The sequence below is a fragment of the Methylobacterium sp. BI1 genome (assembly GCF_056680125.1).
Map to the genome: position 1 here is coordinate 1688864 of NZ_CM155267.1, position 21845 is coordinate 1710708.

The window sequence follows — 21845 nt, forward strand, 5'->3', positions numbered from 1 at the left end:
CGGCCCAGAGCCCGCGGAAGCTTAACCGTGGGGAACGGCCGTGTCGCACCATCGAGGCCGGGCGGTACGGGCCGTCGGATCCGTCATCCTCTCGGTGATCGGGGTCGGAGCCGCCTTCGCGAAGGAGATCCGGACCCCGAACATCACCCGGGCGGACGGGGCCGTGTCGGTGCCCTTCAACGGAACGACGAACGTCAACCAGGGGCTTCAGGGCATCGGACGCCTCTCGGCCGACACCCGGGACTTCCTCGGCGATTCGCTCGGGTCGTTCTCGTCCCTGGCGATGGACCTGAGCACCTGGCGCCAGACCGGGGGAAGCTACCAGGGCACGCTCTACACGCTGCCCGACCGCGGCTACAACAACCCTGACGGCGGCCTCTTCACCGACTATGTGGGGCGCCTCAATCGCTTCACCCTGGCGTTCACGCCGGACCCCGGTGCGAACCTGCCGCAAGCTACGGCGTCCCAGCGGCAGATCACCCTGACCCCCGCCGGCGGGATCGTCCTCACCGATGCGCGCGGCCAGCGGTTCAGCGGACTCGACCCGGGCGCCGGCTCGACGACGCAACTCGGCGCGGTGCTGCCCTCGGCCACCACGGGACCGAGTGCCGGACGGATCAGCCTGGATGCCGAGGGCCTCGTCCGCAAGCTCGACGGATCGTTCTACGTCAGCGACGAGTACGGCCCCAACGTCTACTACTTCTCCGCGGCGGGGCAGCTGCAGGGCGTGATCGGCATCCCGACGGCCCTCCAGCCCCGCACCGATGGACGCCTGAACTTCAACTCGATCAATCCGCCGACGGAGTCCGGGCGCCGCAACAACCAGGGTCTCGAGGCGATCGCGCTGACGCCGGACGGGCGCGGGCTCGTCACCATCCTGCAGAGCGCGACGGTGCAGGATTCGGGGGCCGACCAGCAGCAGCGCACCAACACCCGCATCCTTTACTACGACGTGTCGGGCACCCCGACGCCCGGGGCGCCGACGCGGGAATACGTCCTGCAACTGCCCACCTACCGGCAGAACGGCAACGGCGGCGCCCCCAACCGCACGGCGGCCCAGAGCGAGATGCTCGCCCTGAACGACACCCAGTTCCTCGTGCTGTCGCGGGATTCCAACGGCCTCGGCACGGGCCCGACCAACCCGATCGTCTACAAGAGCGTCCTGCTCGTCGACACGGCCCAGGCCACCAACATCGCCGGCACGGCCTATGACGGGGTCATGCCGATCGCGCCGGGCGGCGTCCTGCGCGCGGGCATCACGCCGGTCCAGACCACCGAGGCCGTGAACCTGCTCAATCCCGTCCATCTCGGCCGCTTCGGGATGAACCTGAACACCAACCCCGCCACCCAGACGACGATGCCGGAGAAGCTGGAGGCGATGGGCTTCGTTCCGGTGCTGAGCGAGAAGGCCCCGAACGACTACTTCCTGCTGGTGGGCAACGACAACGACTTCCTCACCCGCAAGGGGGTGATCAACGGCCAGAGCTACGATGCGGGCCTGACCAACGACAACCTCCTGTTCGCCTACCGGCTGACGCTCCCGACCTACGTCGATCCTTACGGGCTCGCGGTGATGAAGCAGACCGCGCCGGTCGTGCTGCAGAGCCTCGGCGGCGGGCTCCTGGGCTTCGCCGCCTCGGCGACCCGCAGCGTGCAGGATCATCTCTCGGCCCTGCGCCGCGGCAACGGCTCGGCCGGTCCCTGGGGACAGGCCGGGGGTGCCTGGATCGGTGGCGATGTCGTCTTCGCCGATCAGCCGCGCAGCGGCGGCGCGGAACTCGACCGGACGGTGGCGCAGGGCAGCGCCGGCATCGACCTGCCCATCGACGGTCCCTGGCGCGCCGGCATCGCCGTCGGTGGCGGCGGCGGGTCCCTGAGCCGCCCCGGCGACTTCCGCCAGGATCAGAGCGCGATCACCGGCTCCGCCTATGCGGGCTATTACGGCCCGGGCTTCTACGCGCAGGGCATCGTCGGCGGCGCGCCGATGGTGAACTTCGATCGGACTCGCCGCCCCGCCGCCTACGGACTGACGGGCACCGGCAAGACCTCGGGACTCGCGTTCGCCGTGGATGCCGAGCTCGGCGTGCCGTTCGCCAGCGCCGACATCCGCCTGACGCCCTTCGCGGGCTTCACCCACCTCTCGGGTCAGGTCGACGGTTTCACCGAGAGCGGAGCGGCCGGCAACAACCTCGCCTACCGCGACCTCGACGTCGCGCAGAACGCCGCGCGCTTCGGCCTCGAACTCGCCTTTTCCGGCTGGGGCGCCCTGATCCCCTCGATCCGCGTCGCCTACAACCTTGGGACGGGTCCGGCGAGCAGCAGCACCGCGGTTCGGCTCGCCAGCGTCGAGAACGCCATGGCCGGCGCCACGGTGGCGGTGCCGTCCCTGCGCGGCGACTTCGCCACGGCCGGTGCCGGCCTCCAGGGTCAATTCACCGAGCAGCTCGGCTGGCGGCTGGATTACCAGGCCGCGATCGGGACGCGGGCGGGGCTCGGCCATGGCCTGACCGCAGGTGTGCGCTACCAATGGTGAGCGCGGTCTCGGCCAGTCCGGAAGAGGAGGCACGTCGCCCCCCGGGCGAACGGTTGACCTGAGCGGCGCCGGCGCAGAGCCTGCGCCGCCCGACTCAGCCGGAATGTCCACCGCTTGGAAACCGATCTCACGCTCTACCACGCTCCCCAGACGCGCTCTTCCGGCGTGCGCATCCTCCTCGAAGAACTCGGCGCGCCGCATACGCTGGATGTGCTCGACCTGCGTTCGGGGCGGGGGCGGGAGCCGGAGTACCTGCGTATCAATCCCCTGGGGAAGGTTCCGGCCCTGCGCCACGGCGAGGCGCTGATCACCGAGCAGGCGGCGATCTACCTCTACCTCGCCGACCAGTTTCCCGACCGGGGCCTCGCCCCTCCCATCGGTGACCCGCTACGGGGCCCTTACCTGCGCTGGATGGTCTTCTACGGGTCGACCTTCGAGCCGGCCGTGGTCGACCGGGCGCTCCAACGTGAGCCCGGCCCCAGGGCGATGTCACCCTACGGCGATTTCGAAGCGGTGCTGCGGACACTGGTCGAGGCCCTCACGCCAGGTCCCTACCTTCTCGGGGAACGGCACTCGGCCGCCGACGTGCTCTGGGGCGCCGCACTCAGCTGGACGACGAGTTTCAAGCTGGTGCCGGAAGAGCCGGCGATCATGGCCTACCTCGGACGCATCAACGCTCGTCCGGCGGTGCGCAAGGTCATGGCCGCCGAGGCCGCCCTCTCGGCGGAGCTGGAGGCGGCGCGGGCCTGACTGGAGAGTCGACGCCGGCCGCCGGATGGAGGCGGCCGGACACTCAGCCCGGCGGCATCGGCGTTCCGACGCTGCGAACCGCCACGTCGGAGGCCGGCGCGGCGGGCGCGTAGGCGGCGATCAGGTGGACGCCGATCACCGGGCCGAAGACCAGGGTCATCATCACGGCCATGATCAGGGCGACATTGGCATCGCCCGCCGCCGACGTCCGGGCTTTCGGGCGGCGCGCCTTGACGCGCACGAGCTTCGAGCCGTCCGCACGGCGAAGGCTCAAGGTTCGCACGGGCGCTACGGCGACGCGCAGGCGTGGAAGGGCATTCGAGAAGGTCATCGGCTCACCTCGTTCGACCGGGCCATCGGGGCCGGTCGCGGGCGAGCCCGATCAAGCGATCAGGCGCGGGTCTCGCGGAGGGCCATCGGCGGCGCGGTCCATCGACTACTGTCGCTGGGCATTAGGGTCGGGAGTTCCTGTGGAGCCGCGCGGGCGAGCTGATCTGCTGCACGTGCGAACGACGCCGAAATGATGCGGCGGGAGACGTTAGTCAAGCCTTAACGCGCCAGCGCACGATCGGCTCCGCGTGCTTTTCCAAAGCCTGTGGATCAGGCGTCGAGGAGGGCGGCGAAGTGCCGGATCAACCGGCGGCCGACCTCGTCCTTGTCGAGGGTCGGCCAGGTCTCGACGGTGCCGTCGCGTCCGACCAGATGCACGGTGTTGGCGGTCCCGCCCATGACGCCGCCCGCCGGTGACACGTCGTTTGCGACGATCAGGTCGCAGCCCTTACGGACGATCTTGGCGCGGGCGTTGTCGAGGACCGCATCGGTCTCCGCCGCGAAGCCGACGACGAGGCGGGGCCGCCCGGCCGGACGTCCGGCGATGGTGGCGAGGATGTCGGGATTTTCGACCAGGGCGAGGGGGGCTGGCACCGCACCGTCCTTCTTGATCTTGGACTCGCGCGTCTCGGCCGGCCGCCAGTCGCCGACGGCGGCGGCGAAGATGGCGACGTCGACCGGCAAGGCCGCCTCCACCGCCGCCAGCATCTCGCGCGCGGTCTGGACCGGCACCACCTGCACGTCGGGCGGGTCCGGAATCGCCACCGGTCCGGAGACCAGGGTCACCGTCGCGCCGGCGGCGGCCGCGGCGGCTGCGATGGCATGACCCTGGCGCCCGGAGGAGCGGTTGGCGAGGTAGCGGACCGGGTCGATCGGCTCGTGGGTCGGCCCGGAGGTGACGAGCACGTGCCGGCCGGCCAGGGGACCGGACGCCGCCACCGCGGGCGTTCCGCGTCCCGCCAGGAAGCCGAAGCCCGAAGCCGGACGGGCGTCCGCCAGCATCGCCTCCACGGCATCAGCAATCTCGGTTGGCTCGGCGAGGCGGCCGGGCCCGAACTCCGCCTCGGCCATGGCACCCTCGTTGGGACCGACGACCTGGACGCCGTCGCCGCGCAGGGTCGCGAGGTTGCGCTGCGTCGCGGGGTGCTGCCACATCCGGACGTTCATCGCGGGCGCGATCAGAATCGGAAGGGTCGTGGCCAACAGCACCGTGGCGGCGAGGTCGGACGAATCGCCCGTCGCCATGCGTGCCATCAGGCTGGCGGTAGCCGGGGCGACCACGATGGCATCCGCATCCCGGGCAAGCCTGATGTGACCGATATCGGCCTCTTCGGCCCGGTCGAACAGGTCCGTGTGGGCGCGTTCGCCGGCAAGCGCCGCCGCCGCCAGGGGCGTCACGAATTCCTGGGCGCCCTTGGTGAGCAGAGGGCGCACCTGCGCGCCCCGTTCGCGCAGGCGCCGGATCAGGTCCAGCGCCTTGTAGGCGGCGATGCCGCCCCCGATGACGAGCAGGATGCGGCGATTCTGGAGCGGACGGGTCATGGTCGAACCCCTTCGGAGGCGAGCCTGACGGATCGTTGCGCGGGAGGCTACCGGAACGCCATCACCAGCGCACCGATGGCGATACCCCAGAGGGCGAGCGTGGACCAGATCGCGCGCTTGCGCTCGGCCCGGGCGAAGGCATCGAGCCGATTGCCGTCACCGGAGCCGGCCTCGTCGAGGCGCACCAGGATGCGGCGCAGGCGCTGGGCGAGGTCGGGGATATCCGAGACCACGTCGGTGATGGTCAGGGCGGCGCGACCGAGGCTCTCGACCCGGCCCACCGGGCCGAGGTTGCGGGCGATCCAGGAGCGCACCACGGGCTCGGCGCCGGTCCACATGTCGAGCTGCGGATCGAGGGAGCGGGCGACGCCCTCGACCACGACCATGGTCTTCTGCAGCATCACCAGTTCGGTGCGGGTGCTCATGTCGAACAGGGCGGTGATGTCGAACAACAGGGTCAGCACCTTGGCCATCGAGATCTCGTCGGCCTTGCGCTGGTGGATCGGCTCGCCGATCGCCCGGATCGCCTGGGCGAAATCCTCGACGGAATGGTGCGCCGGCACGTAGCCGGCCTCGAAATGCACCTGGGCCACCCGCTTGTAGTCGCGCAGGATGAAGCCGAGCAGGATCTCGGCGAGGAAGCGCCGCTCCATGTGCCCGAGCCGGCCCATGATGCCGAAATCGACGGCCACGAGCGTGCCTGTCGGATCGACGAAGAGATTTCCGGGATGCATGTCCGCGTGGAAGAAGCCGTCCCGGATGGCGTGGCGCAGGAAGGACTGGATCACCGCCCGGCCGAGGGCCTTCGGGTCATGCCCGGCCGCCACGATGGCGGCGCGGTCGTTGAGGCGGATGCCCTCGATCCATTCGCTGGCGAGGACGTCGCGGGCCGTCAGCTCCCAGTCGGGCTTCGGCACACGGAAATCCGCGTCGCCCTTCGTGTTCTGGGCCAGCTCGGACATCGCAGCCGCTTCGAGCCGGAAGTCCATCTCCATCATCACCGAGCGGGCGAGGATCTCCACCACTTCGCGCGGGCGCAGGCGCTCCGCCTTCGGCGAGAGCACGTGAACGACGCGGGCCATGAAGCGCATGACCTGGAGATCGCGCTGGAAGCGCTCACGCACGCCCGGGCGCATGATCTTGATCGCCAGCACGCGCTCGGTGCCGTCGAGGTCGAGGAGATGGGCCTTGTGGACCTGCGCGATCGAGGCCGCCGCGATGGGCGGGCTGAACGATACGAAGAGGTGCGCGACGGGCTTGCCGAGGGCCGCCTCCACGAGACGGATTGCGGTTTCCTGCGGGAACGGCGGGACGCGGTCCTGCAGGGTCTCGAGGTCGCGGGCCGCCGCCATGCCGACGATGTCGGGGCGGGTGGCGAGAAACTGGCCAAACTTGACGTAGCTCGGCCCGAGACGCGTCAGGGCGCGCTGGAGCGGGCCGGCACCGACTCCCAGGCCGGGACGTTCCAGCATCCGGCCGATCCGCAGGACGAGCCGGAGATGCGGCGGCAACTCGGTCGGGTCGACCAGGGCGAGGGCGCCCTCGCGCGCCAGCACGAAGCCGACATGCGCGCCGCGGGCCAGGTGAACGATGGCGCCGAGCATCAGGCGATCCGCGTCGTGACGGGATCCGTCGTCACGAGACCTTCCAGCCCGAATGGATCGCCACGATGCCGCCCGTGAGCGGGCGGTGGCTAACATGGTGGAAGCCGGCCGCCTCGATCATCCCGGCAAAGCGCCCGGGCGAGGGGAACTTGCGGATGGATTCCACCAGGTAGCGGTAGGAATCCGCATCACCGGCCACCCGCGCGCCGAGGCGCGGGATGACGTGGAACGAGTAGGCGTCGTAGATCCGGTCGAGCACCGGCAGGTCGACCTTGGAGAATTCGAGGCAGAGGAAGCGGCCGCCGGGCTTCAGGACCCGGTGGGCCTCGGCGAGCGCCTTGTCGATCCGGGGCACGTTCCGGATGCCGAAGGCGATGGTATAGGCGTCGAACTGCTCCGCCGGCAGCGGCAGCGCCTCGGCATTGGCCGTCACGAAGTCGATGCGCCCGGTGAAGCGGTCGCCCGCCCGCTCGGCGCCGACCCGCAGCATGGCCTCGTTGATGTCGAGGACGGTGGTGTGGGTCGCCGGGCCGCCGGCCTCCAGGGCGCGGAAGGCGATGTCGGCGGTGCCGCCGGCCACGTCGAGGTGCCGGAAGGGCCGGTTGCGCGGCGGCCGCAGCATCGAGATGAGGTGCGACTTCCAGGCGCGGTGCAAGCCGCCCGACATCAGGTCGTTCATCAGGTCGTAGCGCTTGGCGACGGAGCGGAAGACGTCGTCGACGCGTCCCTGCTTCTCGTCGAGGGACACGCTTTCGAAGCCGAAATGCGTGCTCGCCGCGTCCGCGGACTGATCGACCGACCGTTTCACCGAACTCATGGACCACCCTCTCGCGGACGCTCATAGCGAAACGTGGCCGAAATCGCCATCTGCCATCCGAACCCAGTCCCCATCGGCGACGCCGCACGTGTCCCGTCGGCGTTGCCGCACCGAAGATCCCGATCGCACGCATGCCCGAACTCCCGGAAGTCGAAACCGTACGGCTCGGCCTCGCCCCCGCCCTGGTGGGATCGCGCTTCAGCCGCGTGATCCTGCGGCGCCCGAACCTGCGGTTCCCGTTCCCGGACCGCTTCGCCGAGCGCCTGGAGGGCCGCACCGTCACCGACCTCGCCCGTCGGGCGAAGTACCTCGTCGCCGGCCTCGATTCCGGGGAGTCGCTGATCATGCATCTCGGCATGAGCGGCCGCTTCGACGTGGCCCTGCCGGATGGGCGCAATCTCTCGCCCGGGGATTTCTACCTGGAGGGCGCCCAGGGCAACGCCAAGCACGACCACGTCGTGATGGCGATGTCGAACGGCTCGACCGTGACCTACAACGACGTCCGCCGCTTCGGCTTCATGGACCTCGTACCCACGCCCACGCTTGCGGAAAGCCGGCACTTCGCCGGCATGGGGATCGAGCCCCTGAGCGAAGCCTTGAACGCGGACGCCGTCGCGCGCCTGTTCCGCAACAAGATCACGCCGCTCAAGGCCGCCCTCCTGGATCAGCGACTGATCGCCGGCCTGGGCAACATCTACGTCTGCGAGGCGCTCCACCGGGCGGGCCTCCACCCGGAAATGCGGGCGGGCCAGCTCGCCAAATCGGACGGGACGCCGACGCCGAAGGCCCGGCGGCTGGCCAAGGTCATCGGCGAAGTCCTGACCGAGGCCGTGGCAGCCGGCGGATCGACCCTGCGCGATTACGCTCACACCGACGGTGGCAGCGGCGCGTTTCAGCATGCATTCCGGGTTTATGACCGAGTCGGTCATCGCTGTGGTGCGCGGGGATGTACTGGCACGATTGAGCGGATCGTCCAGTCCGGGCGCTCGACATTCTTTTGCGCGACTTGCCAGATTCGTCCCACAAAATAACGGGGGACGATGACGCGCAGCCCCTGCGTTCCGAAAATCTCGGCTCCGGCCCGTTAAAGCTCATTTGATAAATCGCTGCGAACATGTTGTTCGGCGAATGGGCTTCCGGTTCTTCGGAAGACTATCCGTCCAACTACACGATGAGCGCTTTCAGCCCGATGCAATCGGCTGGGCACGGCCGCCGAAAGGGCCGAGCCCGTCAATTCGGGTTCGCCGGTCCGTTGGAATCCAGGGCACGCATGTACCCCAAAGCGAGCAACGAAGCCGAACGCCTGCGAGCGTTGCAGGATCTTGATATCCTGCAGGCCGAACCGGAACCGCACTTCGACGCCATCTGCCGGACGGCGGCGGCCCTGTTCGGCATGCCGATCTCCTACGTCTCCCTGATCACGGCTGACCACCAGCACTTCATGGCCAAGTGCGGTCTCGACCTCGACGAGACGGCGCGCGAGGGCGCCTTCTGCAATTATGCGATCCTATCGGACGACGTGTTCGTCGTGGAGGATGCCTGGGCCGACCCGCGATTTCGCGAGAGCCCCCTCGTGATCAACCCGCCGCATGTCCGCTTCTACGCCGGCGCCCCCCTCGTCGCCGAGGCGGGCTTGCGCGTCGGTATCCTCTGCGTTCTCGATCAGGTGCCGCGTCAGTTCGCAGCGGCGGACCGGGCCCGGCTGCAGGATCTCGCCTCGATCGTGGCGGCGCAGCTCAGCCTGCACCGGGCGAAGGCGAAGCTGCGCGAGCGCGAGGCGCATTATCGCCTCCTCGCCGAGAACAGCTCCGACATGGTGATCTGGGCCACCCTCGACACCGTGCGCCGCTACGTTTCGCCGGCCTCCCGCACCCTCCTGGGATACGAGGCCGAGGAACTGATCGGCACCAGGCCCATGGATCAGGTCCATCCGGCCGATGCCGAGGGGTATGGACGGCTCCTGGCCGATCTCTGCGCGGAGCGGATCACCCGGGCGGTGTCGACCCAGCGCTACCGCCGAAAGGACGGCAACTGGATCTGGGTCGAGGTCAATTTCAACCTGACCTACGATGCCGACAACGAGCGGGCGACCGGCTACGTGGCCGCGGCGCGCGACATCAGCGCGCGCAAGGAGGCGGAATTCCAGATCGCGCACATGGCGCGGCACGACGCCCTCACGGATCTCGCCAACCGGACCCTGTTCCGCGAGCGCCTCGTCCAGGAACTCGCGGTGAGCCAGCGGCGCGGCGCCAGCTTCGCGGTCCTGTGTCTCGACCTCGACCGCTTCAAGTTCGTCAACGACACCCTCGGGCACCAGGCCGGCGACGTCCTGCTGCGAACCGTCGCGAGCCGTCTGCGGGCCCTGGTCCGGTCCGAGGATACGGTGGCGCGGATCGGCGGCGACGAGTTCATGATCATCCAGACCGGCCCCGTGGTGGGAAGCAGCATCCGGACCCTGGCCCAGCGCCTGATCGAGGTCGTGTCTCAACCGATCGATCTCGACGGCACCAGCGTCACCGTCGGGGTGAGCGTCGGCGTCGCGATGGCGCCACAGGACGGGACCGATCCCGACCTGCTGTGCCGGAACGCCGATCTCGCCCTGTTCCGGGCCAAGGATTCCGGCCGCAACACCTTCCGGCTTTACGAGCCCGGCATGCGCTTCGGCCCGACCTGATCCTCGGCTACCAGCCGCGGATATCCTCCCCGGAGGGCCGGCGGCCTTGCGGTGTCAGCCCGTTGATGACTTGCGGCAGGGCCTGGGCGAGCTGCGAGAGCAGGTCGTCGCGGTTCAGGCCGGTGCGCTGCTGAAGGGTGTTCACCGTATCCGAGCCGAGGGCGTCGGCGAGACGGTCCGGCGCCACCGGGCGATTCTCGCCGTGGCCGATCCAGGATTCCATGACGTCACCGAGGCCACCGCGCTGGAAGCGGTCGATCAGCCCGTCGAGGCCGCTGCGACCGTCCTGCGCCTCGTGATCGAGATGCGCGTAGGGACCCGCGCCGGTACTGCGGTCGCCCTGAGCCGCGGCGCGGTCGCCCGGTCCGTCGAGCATCCCGGACAGGTCGCTGAAGTCGCCCTCCCGGCCGGGCAGGGAGGGTGCCTGGTCGCGCTCCTCGCGGTCATAGCCCGGTCCCGGTCCGTGATCCTGGTCGAAGCCACCGAGATCGCCGTCGTCGCCGCGCGGGGGACGCGCCTCGCCACGATGGCCGCCCCCCAGGAGGTCGCCGAGGCCGCCCGCGCCCTTCGACATCAGCAGCATCAGGAGGGCCTGGACGATCGGCGACATCGCCCCACCGAGCATGCCGCCGCCTCCACCCGTGCCGCCTCCATGACCGCCACCCCGCTCGGGCTCGCGTCCGCCGCCGAGCACCTGACCGAGCACGCCGCCGATGACTTGATCGAGCAGACCCATTGCACTTCTCCCCTATGTTGGCGCTGAAACGTCCGTCCTAGTCGCGACGTGTTCCGCCGGTGCTCGCGCGGTCCTTCGCCGGCAGGTGGTCCAGCGGGTTCGTCCGTGCTCCGGGCTTCGCATCCGACGCGGTGACGTCGGTGGTGGCGGAGATCGCCTTCGGCGGCGCGACCTGGCCGGTCGGCCGCTCGGCGGCCCCCGCCGCGGCGTCGCGGCCGGGCAGGGTGCCGGGCGTCGGCTGGTCGTTGGGATTGGCCACCGTCTGCGCAGAGGCCGGGCGCACGCTCGCGGGCCCGACGAGCAGGGCGGTGGCCCCCGAGAGAGCGAGGCCCGAGAGGAACAGGGCGGTGACCGCACCGCCGGCACGGGGCCGGAAGGCCGGGCGGCAAGCCCCGGAGCGGGGCGAGGCTGTGTGGATCACGGGACAAGCTCCGGGTGGGAAGGGACGTCTGTTCCCGAACCAAGCCCCCCGCCGCCCCCGGGTTCCGGCGCGCCGGCGGCCGAACCGCCGACGCCCCCGTCGATCAGCCGCGCTTGCGTCCGCCCCCGCCCTTGTATTTCGGCTTCTGGCCGCCGAGCCCCTGGGTCGAGCGCGCCTTGGGGCGCTCCTGCCAGACCGGAGCACCGAGCGGCAGTTCGCGGTCGGTACCCGGCCCCATGTTGTCGAGGGTCGGCTTGGAGATGCGGCTCTGCTTGGCGCCGAAGCGGCCGGCCTCCCGCTCCACGTCGCCCTGGCGGGCCATCGGGTCGTCCGACACCAGCAGCTCCGTTGCCTGCAGGCGCTTCAGCTCGTCGCGCAGGCGCGCGGCCTCCTCGAAATCGAGATCGGCGGCTGCCGTGCGCATCCGCTTCTCGAGGTCAGCCATGACCGCCTTGAGGTTGTGCCCGATGGTGACGGCGTTCTTGGCGAGCCCGGTATCCACCTGGACGTGGTCGCGCTCGTAGACGCTGTCGAGGATGTCGGCGATGCCGCGCTTCACGCTCTGCGGCGTGATGCCGTGCTCTTCGTTGTAGGCGAGCTGCTTCTGCCGCCGGCGTTCGGTCTCGGCCATCGCCCGCTCCATCGAGCCGGTGACCTGATCGGCGTAGAGGATGCAGCGGGCATCCGCGTTACGCGCCGCGCGGCCGATGGTCTGAACCAGGGAGGTCTCCGAGCGCAGGAATCCCTCCTTGTCGGCATCCAGAATGGCCACGAGGGCACATTCCGGGATGTCGAGGCCCTCGCGCAGCAGGTTGATGCCGATCAGCACGTCGAAGGCGCCGAGCCGCAGATCGCGGATGATCTCGATGCGCTCCAGGGTATCGATGTCGGAGTGCATGTAGCGCACGCGGACGCTGTTCTCGTGCAGGTACTCGGTCAGGTCCTCGGCCATGCGCTTGGTCAGGGTCGTCACCAGGGTGCGGTAGCCGGCCTGCGCCACCTCGCGCACCTCGCCCAGCAGGTCGTCCACCTGGGAGCGAGCCGGGCGCACCTCGATCACCGGGTCGACGAGGCCCGTCGGGCGGATGACCTGCTCGGCGAAGACGCCGCCGGTCTGCTCCATCTCCCACTTGGCGGGCGTCGCCGAGACGTGGATCGATTGCGGGCGCATGGCGTCCCACTCCTCGAACCGCAGCGGGCGGTTGTCGAGGCAGGAGGGCAGGCGGAAGCCGTACTCGGCCAGGGTCGCCTTCCGGCGGAAGTCGCCCTTGTACATGCCGCCGATCTGCGGAACAGTGACGTGGCTCTCGTCGGTGAAGACGATGGCGTTATCGGGCAGGTACTCGAACAGGGTCGGCGGCGGCTCGCCGGGCTTCCGGCCCGTGAGATAGCGCGAATAGTTCTCGATGCCGTTGCAGGCGCCGGTGGCCTCGATCATCTCGATGTCGAAGGTGCAGCGCTGCTCGATGCGCTGGGCCTCGATCAGGCGGCCCATCTTCGTCAACTCGTCGACCCGCTGCTTCAGCTCGGTCTTGATGCCCTTCACCGCCTGCTGGAGGGTGGGACGCGGCGTGACGTAGTGCGAATTGGCGTAGACCTTCACGAACTTCAGGTCGTTGATCTTCTTGCCGGTGAGCGGATCGAACTCGGTGATCGATTCGACCTCGTCGCCGAACAGGCCGATGCGCCAGCCGCGATCGTCGAGGTGGGCAGGCCAGAGTTCGATGACGTCGCCGCGCACCCGGAAGGTGCCGCGGGCGAAATCCGACTGGATACGCTTGTACTGGAGCGCCACGAGGTCGGCGATGAGCTGGCGCTGTTCGATCTTCTCCTCGAGCGACACCGTGAACGACATGGCGGTGTAGGTCTCCACCGAACCGATGCCGTAGATGCACGAGACCGAGGCCACGAGAATCACGTCGTCGCGCTCCAAGAGGGCGCGGGTGGCGGCGTGGCGCATCCGGTCGATCTGCTCGTTGATCGAGGATTCCTTCTCGATGAAGGTGTCCGAGCGCGGCACGTAGGCCTCGGGCTGATAGTAATCGTAGTAGGAGACGAAATACTCCACCGCGTTGTCGGGGAAGAAGCTCTTGAACTCGCCGTAAAGCTGCGCCGCAAGCGTCTTGTTCGGCGCCAGGATCAGGGCCGGCCGCTGGGTCTCGGCGATGATCTTGGCCATGGTGAAGGTCTTGCCGGAACCGGTGACACCCAGCAGCACCTGATCGCGCTCGGCCTTGCGCACGCCGTCGACCAGCTCGGCGATGGCGCGCGGCTGGTCGCCGGCCGGCTCGAACTCGGATTTCAGCGTGAAGGCGACCCCGCCCTCGGACTTCTTCGGACGGTCCGGCCGGTGCGGCACCCAGGTCTTGCCGTCCCGGAACAGCGGGTTGCCTTCGGTGAGCAGGCGCGAGAGCGCGTCGACCGTGGCGGAGACGCCGTCGGTCGCCAGCGACGTCTCGCCGTCATCGGCCGGATCGGGCATCCCCATGCCTTCCGGGACCGGACCGTCCTCCGGCGCACGCAGACCGAGGGCCTGGGCGAGACGCGGATCGACGTCGGCGGCCTCGCCATGGGCGAAGGTCGCCTGCCCGGCCTCACCGAAGCCCATGCCCGACGCCTTGTCGGGCGCGGCTGCGGGCGCCTTGGCTCGAGCCGCAGGCGCCTTGGCTAGAGCCGCGGGCGCCTTGCGGGACGCCGCGGGTGCTTCGCCGGACGCCGAGGGTGCTTTGCCACGCCCACGCGCCGGCTTCGGCTGGCCGGGACGCGCCTGAGCGGGCGGTTCGATCGGTGGAAGCCGGTTCCGGTTCAGGGCCGGGCTGAGGAGGGCCGCAAGGTGCTCGTCGAGGGGCTGGAGCTCCGGCTTCGAAGCCTTGGAGTTCGGCGTCCTCGGCGCGGAGGCCTTCGTTCCGGATGCTTTCGCTCCGGCCGGCTTTCCCACACCCCTGCCTTCCGAACGCTCGGTTGTCCCGAGCTTCGTGGTCGGAACCTCCGCATCGGGAGCGGAGGCGGACGCGGCGCGTGGCTTCTTCGGAGTTGGCATCGTGCCAGTATGGTTTCTAGCGGCCTCTTGGAAAAGGGTTCGCAGTCGCCGGACGTCATGCGTCCGACGATCCGCCGAGCCTGGAAACGGCGCACGGGGCGATTTATCGCGGCTTGCGCGCAGTCAGATCGGAAATGCCTTCGCTCGGCGACCCAGCAGCACCATCGGGATTGCAACCATCCGCGAGACCGTCGACACCGTCTGGGTCGAACGGCTGCCCGAGCGTAAGAATTCACGGGCGACGTCCTCGACGCTCCCGTCCGCGGAGCTAGGTTTCGCGCAGGACCGCCGCCGAATCGCGCCCCGAACCGGACAGACCGATGGACCCCGACACCACTTCGAAGAACGAGATCGCTCCGGACAACGAGACTTCGCCGAAGCCCGAACTCGACGCCGACACCCTGGCCTTCGTGGGCCGGGTCTTCCAGTTTGCCCGCATGGGGCATGCGGAGGAGCTTGCGGAGTTGTTCGGCCAGGGCCTGCCGGCGAACCTGCGCAACGACAAGGGCGACAGCCTGCTCATGCTCGCCGCCTATAACGGGCAGGCCGAGGCGACACGGGTGATCCTGGAGGCCGGCGGCGACCCCGAACTCGCGAACGACCGGGGCCAGACGCCGCTTGCCGGGGCCGCGTTCAAGGGCGACATGGCCATCGCCGGTCTGCTCCTCGCCCAGGGCGCACAGGTCGACGGGACGGGAACGGGCAGCCGGACGGCCCTGATGACCGCGGCGATGTTCAACCGCACCGAGATGGTCGCGCTGCTCCTCGCCCATGGCGCCGATCCGGATGTCCGGGACGCCTCGGGGCTCGATGCCGCCGCCCTGGCCGAGTCCATGGGCGCCGCCGATACGCCCGCGCAGCTCGCCGGGGCCAAACGCTCCGGCACAACGGGCTGATCCGGAACGTTCCCATCGGAAGGTCTGCTGCGGATCGCCCGGCCACGGGGCGACCGAGGTGAGGAATGCTCATGCCGAATACGTTTCGCCGCGGCGTCGCCGCGCTCCTTCTCGCGAGCCTGCCCGCCGTGGCCTGGGCGGCCGACGACTGGCCGATGTTCGGGCGCGACCACACCAATCAGCACTTCTCGCCGCTCACCGGGATCGACCGGGGCAACGTGAAGGCCCTGCGGCCGGCCTGGATCTTCCAGACCGGCATCACCGGCTACTTCCAGGCGGAACCCGTGATGGTGGACGGGACGCTCTACGTCTCCACCACCCAGAACCACGTCGCCGCCCTCGACGCCCGCACAGGACGGGTCCTGTGGACCTACACCCACAAGGCGCGCACGGAGAAGATCTTCGGGCCGCCCTCGAACCGCGGCGTCGCCGTCTCCGGCGGCAAGGTCTTCGAGGCGACCATGGACGGGCGGCTCATCGCCCTGGATGCCGTCACCGGGAAGGTCCTGTGGGACCACGAGGCGGTGCGCCCGGAGGAGGGCGAGTCCGAGACCGCCTCGGCCCTGGCGGACAAGCTCGGGGCCGGAACGGTCCAGGGCTCGAGCCGGCTCGGTTTCAAGATGCCGCCCCTGGTGGCCGACGGCCTCGTCATCGTCGGCGTGGCCGGCGCCGGCTACGGACTGCACGTCGAGGACGCCAAGGGCGGCCTCGACGGCGGCGCGGTGGTGGGCATCGAGGGCGGCTACGGCCGTCGCGGCTGGCTCGCCGCCTACGACGCCGCCACGGGGGCCGAGCGCTGGCGCTGGTACGTGACCAAGGCCGACGGATGGGAGGGCGATTTCTCCGCGACCACGCCCGACGGCGTGCCGCTGCACCGGGACATCGCCGCCGAGAAGGCCGCCGCCCCGGCACATCCCGAGGCTTGGCGGGTCGGGGGCGGCTCCCTTTGGATGACGCCGGCCTACGACCGGGAACTGGGGCTGATCTATGTCGGCACCGGTAACCCGGCGCCGCAGAATTTCGGTCTCTCGCGCCCGGGCGACAACCTCTACACCATGAGCCTCGTCGCCCTCGACGTCCGCACCGGACAGCTGCGCTGGTACTACCAGCAGGTGCCCCACGACGAGTGGGGCTACGACGTGGCGAGCCCGCCCTTCCTCCTCGACCAGCCAACGCCGCAGGGCCCGGTGAAGGCCGTGGCGCAGGGCTCGAAGACCGGCTGGCTCTACGTCCACGACCGCACCACCGGGACGCTCCTGGCGAAGTCCGAGCCGCTCATCACCCAGAAGAACCTCTACGCGCCGCCGACCGAGGCCGGCACCGTGGTAAGCCCCGGACCGCTCGGAGCGATCTCCTGGCATCCGGTGGCCTACGATGCGCGCCGGGGCACCGCCTTCGCGCAGGTCCGGCACGGGGCGACCACCTACGTGGTCAAGACCGTGCCCGCCTCCGGCGACCGACCGGCGATCCGCTACACCGAGACCACCGAGGCCAAGGCCGAGCCGAGCTTCAGCACCCTGACGGCGGTGGACCTCGCCCGGGGCGGCGCGATCAAATGGACGGTGAAGGGCGGCAGCCGACTCTCCGGCGGGACGCTGGCCACGGCCTCGGGCCTCGTCTTCTCCGGCGAGGAGGACGGCCACCTCGATGCCCACGATGCCGAGACGGGCGCGATCCTGTGGCGCTTCCAGTGCGGCGCCGGCATCGGCGGACCGCCGATCACCTACGCCCTCGACGGCAAGCAGTACGTCGCGGTGGCGGCGGGCGGCGCCTCCTTCACCAAGGGCTCCGGCTTCGGCACCGGGGACGCCCTGGTGGTCTTCGCGCTGCCGGATTCGATGTCCCCGCGGCCCTGACACCGCCGACCGGCGACCGGTCGGCGGCGAACCAAGGGTCGCGTCGGCAACGGGCCTGTTCCGTTTCAAGGATGTCGCCGCGGAGCGAGCCGGACCACTGCGCCGCTCCGCGAGCAGGGGCGTTCAGGCGCCGACTCACATTAGTTCCCGCAAAGCCAACAGCCTGACAATATGTCGCAGACATTCGGTTTCTAGTACAATCAGATCGCGAACCTGAGCGCGATTTAGCAAACGATAAGATTATAATCCAAGTTGTATTCGCGTTTCACAGCGTGTGCCGGCCCGGGCCGGCCATAAATATTCCTTCACGCGCCAAATGAATTCACTTGCTTCCAATTCGTCCTGGAAAGATTCCGTTATCAACTGGATGTGATCGTCAGCAAGTCCGAAGCGGACGGACCGCGAGTCGGGGGCTCGACGATGAAATTTGATGGCGATTACACTCTGCTACTGAGGTGGTTTCTTGGATCAAGGAATGGAAATGCTGCGGTAGAATTTGCTCTGATTGTTCCAGTCTTGCTCGCCCTTTTTGGCGGCATGGTTGCCTTCGGAATCTATCTCGGTGCATCGCACAACCTGAAGCATATCGCCTCGGAAGCGGCCCGCGCCTCGATCGCCGGTGTGAGCGACCAGGAACGGGCGGACCTCGCGCGCCGACGGGTCGCGGATGCCCTCACCGAGGGCGCCATGTTCAAACCCGGCACCCTGCTGGTAGCGGTCGGCCCGAACCCCACGGACACCACCCTGTTCACCGTGACCCTGACCTTCGATGCGAAGTCCCTGGGATTCTCGGGCTTCTCGGGCCTGATTCCCCTGCCGCCGGACCTCATCCAGAGCACGGTGAGCGTGCGCCGGGGTGGGTTATGATCGGGCGCTTCAGGCAGGACGAGCGCGGTGCCGTCGCAGTCTTCACGGCGCTTGCCATCACCACACTCCTGACGGTGACGGCGATCGGTGTCGATTACGGTTCCATGGTGGTCGCCCGGCGCAAGGCACAGGGGGCGGTCGATCTCGCCGCGACCCTGGCCGCCGCCGATCCGCAGCGGGCCGACCTTCTGACGCGGCAGTCCCTGGCCGATAACGGCTTCGGCGCCGATGTGGTGATCAAGGTCCAGCCGGGCGTCTACGTGGGCGATGCCAAGGTGCCTGTCGCGGACCGCTTCGTGTCCAACGCGGTGTCGCCCAGCGCCGTCCGGGTGGACCTGCGGACGCGAACCCCGACCTTCTTCGCCCCGGCAATCGGCTTCAAGCGCGATGTCCAGATCGATGTGCGCGGGACTGCCGCTTCTGCGCGATTCGCGTCCTTCAGCATCGGATCCGGGCTGCTGCGTCTCGATGCCGGCGTCATCAATGGCCTGTTCACGGCTCTGCTCGGGAAGCCGGTCAACCTGTCCGCCATGGACTACGAAGCCCTCGCGGCGGCGCAGGTCGACGGCTTCCGGGTGCTCGACGCGCTCCAGCCGGCGCTCGATCTCAAGGTCGACAATTACAACGACGTCGTCACCGCGAACGCCACGGTCGGTCAGGTGCTCTCGGCGCTCCAATCGGTCGCGGCCACGAGCGCGGGCAACAGCGTCGCGGCGGCCGCCCTCGGGCAGTTGAACAATGTGGTTCGCGGGGCAGGCGGGTCCGTGCGCATCGGGCGCATCATCGACCTGGGCGATGCAGCGAACCTCGCACCGAGCACGGGCGTCAAGGGACCATCGATCGGGCTGATGGACACCCTCTCGGCAGCGCTTCTGGTGGCGAACGGCGATCGCCAGGTCTCCGCGGATCTCGGCGCGAGCGTGCCGGGCCTGTTGCGGACCCAGGTGACGCTGGGGATCGGCGAGAAGCGCCAGAGCTCGGGCTACGTCCAGCCCGGTAGCCCCAAGGCCACCGTGACGACGGCGCAGACGCGTCTCCTCATCGAAAGCACCCTGACGCTGCCGCTCAATCTCGGCACCCTCCAACTGCCGCTCTACGTGCAGGCCGCCAAGGCGCAGGGACGGCTGCGGTCGGTGACCTGCCCATGGTCGGACCGGCAAAGCAGACAGGTCGTGGTGGACGCCCAGACGGGCCTTGTCGACCTCGCGATCGCGGATATCCCGAAGGCTTTGCTCAATCCGGATGCCCGCATTCCGGACCTCGATCAGCCGGCGACTCTCCTCCGTGTCGCTCCCGCTCTCACGGTTGCGGGCCGCAGCCGCCTGACGCTCGGAAGTCCCGCCGCCCAGCCGGTCATCTTCAGCGACGACGACATCGCCCGCCGCACCGTCCGCACGGTCTCTTCGGGTGGATACGCGCAATCACTCACCGGCCGCCTGATCGGCGACCTGGACCTCCAGATCAATGGCCTCGGCGTGCTCGCCCCGGGCGTCGTCAGGAGTACGGTCGCGACCGCTCTCTCGGCGGCGACCCCGGCGCTGGACAAGGTCCTGGACAACACGCTGCGGGTTCTCGGCATCCGCCTCGGCTACGCCGACCTCACCGTGGAAGGCACGCGCTGCGACCAGGCCGTGCTCGTCCAGTGATCGTCGGCAACTCTACCCCGCAATGGTTGTCGGCCTGAACGGCTCCGCGCCTCATCCGGACCGGCTGCGGGCCGCAGGCACCAGGGCATCCCGTCCTCCGATGGGGCATCCTGCCTGATCGAAAGACAGAAATCCGAACTGATTCCACGGCGCGAAGGGGGCGCGAAATGATTGCAACGAATACCCGGTGGATCGACCACCTGCTGCGCCTGAACAGACACATCGTCGCCGCCGAGAGAGCCCTCAGTGCGCAGGCCGGCCGCATCGTCGACGCGTTGGAGATGCGGGAGGATATCGCCGAGAAGGAGGAAACCTTTGTGAGCTATCGGTCCCACCTCCACTGCCTGCGCCAGATGCGGGACGAGATGCTGTCCGGCACTCACGCCATCGACTGAACACGGCACGGACGCTCGCGAGAGGGACCGGCGCGTTACAGGCGGTGCCGGATCGACGTTCGGACGGTCGCCCGACGGGTTCGCGCGGGGTATGACGCAGAACGCTGACGGCGCGTCGCTTGCGTCGGGCGACCCTTCACATCCCGAGGCGACCCGCCCCATGACGACCGACGCCCCCGCATCGCACCAGCCCGTCGACCGCGGGCCGCCCGTGGTCCGCACCATCGCGATGCCTGCCGACACCAACCCGGCCGGGGACATCTTCGGCGGGTGGCTGATGGGCCAGATGGACCTCGCGGCCGGCAACATCGCCGCCCGGCGCTCGCGCGGCCGCTGCGCCACGATTTCGGTCGAGGCCATGACCTTCCATCGGCCGGTCATCGTCGGGGACGAAGTGAGCATCTACGCCTGGATCGTGCGCGTCGGCCGCACTTCCATGGGCATCCAGGTCGAGGTCTGGCGCCGAGAGCGCGAGGGCGAAGAGACCATGAAGGTCACCGAGGGACTCTTCACCTTCGTGGCGATCGGTCCGGACCGCCGGCCCCGGGTCATTCCCCCGGAGACCGAGGTCGTCGGCGCGTGAAACGCTCCGGCGCGACCCGCCGGGCCGTCCTCGGCGGCGCCCTCGGCCTCGCCGGGAGTCCCAGCTTCGTCGCAACCCCCGGCTTCGCCGCAGGGCCGTCCTGGTCGGCCGACAGCCTTCAGGCTGCAGCCGCGCGCAAGGGCGTGGCCTACGGTGCGGCGGTGAACGGAACCACCCTGCGGCAGGACCCGGCCTACGGACGCGCCCTGGCACGGGAGGCCGGCATCCTCGTGTCCGAGAACGCCATGAAGCTGACCTATGCCTGGCGGACCCCGGACACGCTCGATTTCACCTACGCGGACGAGGTCGCCGCCTTCGCGGGGGGCAACCGCCAGCGCCTGCGCGGCCACACCCTGGTCTGGCACGAGGGCCTGCCGGCCTGGGTCGGCGAACGTCTCGCGGCCGGGGAGGGCGAAGCCTTCCTGCGTCGCTGGATCGGCGCCATGGCCGGGCGCTACCGGGGCCGGATCGAGGCCTGGGACGTCGTCAACGAGATTTGCGGGCCTCAGGACGGACGACCGGACGGCCTGCGGCGTACCCCCTGGCTCGCGGCTTTGGGGCCCGCTTACGTCGATCTCGCCTTCCGTATCCAGCACGCGGTCGCGCCGCAGGCGGCCGGGGTCTGGAACGAGAACGACCTCGAACTCGACGCGGACTGGATCGACCAGCGCCGGAGCATGGTGCTGCGGACCCTGGAGGGGATGCGGCGGCGCGGCGTGCCGATCCGCCGGCTCGGCCTGCAGGGGCACCTCTACGCGAAGCACCCGCTGAACGCGGAGAAGCTCCGGCGCTTCCTGCGCGAGGTCGCCGGCCTCGGGCTCGCCATCGAGATCACGGAATTCGATATCAACGACCGAACCTATCCGGCCGATCTCGAAGCCCGGGACCGGGCGGTCTCCGATCTCGCCCGCCGCTTCCTCGACGTGGTGCTGGACGAGCCGGCGGTGCTCAACGTCCTGACCTGGGACATCACCAACCGGAACACCTGGCTGAACGTCAATCCCGAGCGGCGGCGCGCCGACGGTCTGATCCAGCGCGCCCTGCCGCTCGACGAGCACCTCGCGCGCACGCCGCTCTGGTCGGCGATGCACCGGGCCTTCTCGGAAGCGCCCGACCATCTCAAGGCGCGGGATACCCTGCGCGGCGCTTAATCTC

The 21845-nt window shown here is 69.4% G+C and carries 18 protein-coding genes; 11 read left to right on the plus strand and 7 right to left on the minus strand.

Translation table 11 applies throughout. The features are described 5' to 3' along the window. Positions 1-40: 40 nt before the first annotated feature. Both AC1MGR_RS07975 and AC1MGR_RS07980 read left to right on the plus strand, forming a co-directional pair. On the plus strand, positions 41-2533 hold the full coding sequence (locus AC1MGR_RS07975) for an esterase-like activity of phytase family protein (protein ID WP_480234240.1): 2493 nt from the start codon (positions 41-43) through the stop codon (positions 2531-2533). A 114-nt stretch (positions 2534-2647) separates the two neighbouring features. Continuing rightward, positions 2648-3283, plus strand: coding sequence for a glutathione S-transferase family protein (locus tag AC1MGR_RS07980; RefSeq protein ID WP_108034529.1), 636 nt, complete (start codon positions 2648-2650; stop codon positions 3281-3283). Between the two features lie 43 nt (positions 3284-3326). Here the strand turns inward: AC1MGR_RS07980 and AC1MGR_RS07985 are convergent, their stop codons facing one another. The 4 genes from AC1MGR_RS07985 to ubiE form a co-directional block, all read right to left on the minus strand. Then, positions 3327-3614 (minus strand): hypothetical protein, encoded by a 288-nt coding sequence (locus tag AC1MGR_RS07985; RefSeq protein ID WP_480234241.1) that lies wholly within the window; start codon positions 3612-3614, stop codon positions 3327-3329. Between the two features lie 269 nt (positions 3615-3883). Continuing rightward, the gene (locus AC1MGR_RS07990; RefSeq protein WP_480234242.1) at positions 3884-5155 is read right to left on the minus strand and encodes a bifunctional phosphopantothenoylcysteine decarboxylase/phosphopantothenate synthase; all 1272 of its coding nucleotides are present in this window, start codon (positions 5153-5155) and stop codon (positions 3884-3886) included. Positions 5156-5202: 47 nt separating this feature from the next. Continuing rightward, positions 5203-6759: a 2-polyprenylphenol 6-hydroxylase gene (gene ubiB / locus AC1MGR_RS07995; RefSeq protein WP_480234243.1), complete on the minus strand. Its 1557-nt coding sequence runs from the start codon at positions 6757-6759 to the stop codon at positions 5203-5205. Positions 6760-6790: 31 nt separating this feature from the next. Then, positions 6791-7576 (minus strand): bifunctional demethylmenaquinone methyltransferase/2-methoxy-6-polyprenyl-1,4-benzoquinol methylase UbiE, encoded by a 786-nt coding sequence (gene ubiE / locus AC1MGR_RS08000; protein ID WP_108034532.1) that lies wholly within the window; start codon positions 7574-7576, stop codon positions 6791-6793. A 131-nt stretch (positions 7577-7707) separates the two neighbouring features. Between ubiE and mutM the strand changes: the two genes are divergently transcribed. Continuing rightward, on the plus strand, positions 7708-8607 hold the full coding sequence (gene mutM / locus AC1MGR_RS08005) for a bifunctional DNA-formamidopyrimidine glycosylase/DNA-(apurinic or apyrimidinic site) lyase (protein WP_480234244.1): 900 nt from the start codon (positions 7708-7710) through the stop codon (positions 8605-8607). Positions 8608-8846: 239 nt separating this feature from the next. Continuing rightward, positions 8847-10250: a diguanylate cyclase domain-containing protein gene (locus tag AC1MGR_RS08010; RefSeq protein WP_480234245.1), complete on the plus strand. Its 1404-nt coding sequence runs from the start codon at positions 8847-8849 to the stop codon at positions 10248-10250. Between the two features lie 7 nt (positions 10251-10257). Here the strand turns inward: AC1MGR_RS08010 and AC1MGR_RS08015 are convergent, their stop codons facing one another. The 3 genes from AC1MGR_RS08015 to uvrB form a co-directional block, all read right to left on the minus strand. After that, on the minus strand, positions 10258-10986 hold the full coding sequence (locus AC1MGR_RS08015) for a YidB family protein (protein ID WP_480234246.1): 729 nt from the start codon (positions 10984-10986) through the stop codon (positions 10258-10260). A gap of 37 nt (positions 10987-11023) precedes the next feature. Continuing rightward, entirely contained in the window at positions 11024-11407 is a 384-nt protein-coding gene (locus tag AC1MGR_RS08020; RefSeq protein WP_480234247.1) for a hypothetical protein, read from the minus strand. 103 nt (positions 11408-11510) lie between these two features. Continuing rightward, positions 11511-14345, minus strand: coding sequence for an excinuclease ABC subunit UvrB (uvrB, locus tag AC1MGR_RS08025; RefSeq protein WP_108034536.1), 2835 nt, complete (start codon positions 14343-14345; stop codon positions 11511-11513). A gap of 422 nt (positions 14346-14767) precedes the next feature. On the opposite strand from uvrB, the gene AC1MGR_RS08030 reads away from it, so the two are divergent. From AC1MGR_RS08030 to AC1MGR_RS08060, 7 genes are all read left to right on the plus strand, one after another. Continuing rightward, entirely contained in the window at positions 14768-15343 is a 576-nt protein-coding gene (locus tag AC1MGR_RS08030; RefSeq protein WP_480234248.1) for an ankyrin repeat domain-containing protein, read from the plus strand. A gap of 65 nt (positions 15344-15408) precedes the next feature. Further along, the gene (locus tag AC1MGR_RS08035) at positions 15409-17199 is read left to right on the plus strand and encodes an outer membrane protein assembly factor BamB family protein (protein WP_480234249.1); all 1791 of its coding nucleotides are present in this window, start codon (positions 15409-15411) and stop codon (positions 17197-17199) included. A gap of 420 nt (positions 17200-17619) precedes the next feature. Continuing rightward, the gene (locus AC1MGR_RS08040; RefSeq protein ID WP_108034752.1) at positions 17620-18066 is read left to right on the plus strand and encodes a TadE/TadG family type IV pilus assembly protein; all 447 of its coding nucleotides are present in this window, start codon (positions 17620-17622) and stop codon (positions 18064-18066) included. Beyond that, positions 18063-19712: a TadG family pilus assembly protein gene (locus tag AC1MGR_RS08045; RefSeq protein WP_480234250.1), complete on the plus strand. Its 1650-nt coding sequence runs from the start codon at positions 18063-18065 to the stop codon at positions 19710-19712. Before AC1MGR_RS08040 ends, AC1MGR_RS08045 begins: the two co-directional genes overlap by 4 nt. A gap of 167 nt (positions 19713-19879) precedes the next feature. Continuing rightward, positions 19880-20107, plus strand: coding sequence for a hypothetical protein (locus tag AC1MGR_RS08050; protein WP_480234251.1), 228 nt, complete (start codon positions 19880-19882; stop codon positions 20105-20107). A 160-nt stretch (positions 20108-20267) separates the two neighbouring features. Beyond that, the gene (locus AC1MGR_RS08055) at positions 20268-20690 is read left to right on the plus strand and encodes an acyl-CoA thioesterase (protein WP_108034541.1); all 423 of its coding nucleotides are present in this window, start codon (positions 20268-20270) and stop codon (positions 20688-20690) included. Further along, entirely contained in the window at positions 20687-21841 is a 1155-nt protein-coding gene (locus AC1MGR_RS08060; RefSeq protein WP_480234252.1) for an endo-1,4-beta-xylanase, read from the plus strand. The genes AC1MGR_RS08055 and AC1MGR_RS08060 overlap by 4 nt, the downstream gene beginning before the upstream one ends. Positions 21842-21845: the final 4 nt, after the last annotated feature.

Coding starts and splice junctions, on each gene's coding strand:
- AC1MGR_RS08010 (WP_480234245.1), top strand. CDS start 8,847: ATGTACCCCAAAGCGAGCAACGAAGCCGAACGCCTGCGAGCGTTGCAG.
- AC1MGR_RS08040 (WP_108034752.1), top strand. CDS start 17,620: ATGAAATTTGATGGCGATTACACTCTGCTACTGAGGTGGTTTCTTGGA.
- mutM (WP_480234244.1), top strand. CDS start 7,708: ATGCCCGAACTCCCGGAAGTCGAAACCGTACGGCTCGGCCTCGCCCCC.
- ubiB (WP_480234243.1), bottom strand. CDS start 6,759: ATGCTCGGCGCCATCGTTCACCTGGCCCGCGGCGCGCATGTCGGCTTC.
- AC1MGR_RS08050 (WP_480234251.1), top strand. CDS start 19,880: ATGATTGCAACGAATACCCGGTGGATCGACCACCTGCTGCGCCTGAAC.
- AC1MGR_RS08030 (WP_480234248.1), top strand. CDS start 14,768: ATGGACCCCGACACCACTTCGAAGAACGAGATCGCTCCGGACAACGAG.
- AC1MGR_RS07990 (WP_480234242.1), bottom strand. CDS start 5,155: ATGACCCGTCCGCTCCAGAATCGCCGCATCCTGCTCGTCATCGGGGGC.
- AC1MGR_RS08055 (WP_108034541.1), top strand. CDS start 20,268: ATGACGACCGACGCCCCCGCATCGCACCAGCCCGTCGACCGCGGGCCG.
- AC1MGR_RS08015 (WP_480234246.1), bottom strand. CDS start 10,986: ATGGGTCTGCTCGATCAAGTCATCGGCGGCGTGCTCGGTCAGGTGCTC.
- ubiE (WP_108034532.1), bottom strand. CDS start 7,576: ATGAGTTCGGTGAAACGGTCGGTCGATCAGTCCGCGGACGCGGCGAGC.
- AC1MGR_RS07985 (WP_480234241.1), bottom strand. CDS start 3,614: ATGACCTTCTCGAATGCCCTTCCACGCCTGCGCGTCGCCGTAGCGCCC.
- AC1MGR_RS08045 (WP_480234250.1), top strand. CDS start 18,063: ATGATCGGGCGCTTCAGGCAGGACGAGCGCGGTGCCGTCGCAGTCTTC.
- AC1MGR_RS08035 (WP_480234249.1), top strand. CDS start 15,409: ATGCTCATGCCGAATACGTTTCGCCGCGGCGTCGCCGCGCTCCTTCTC.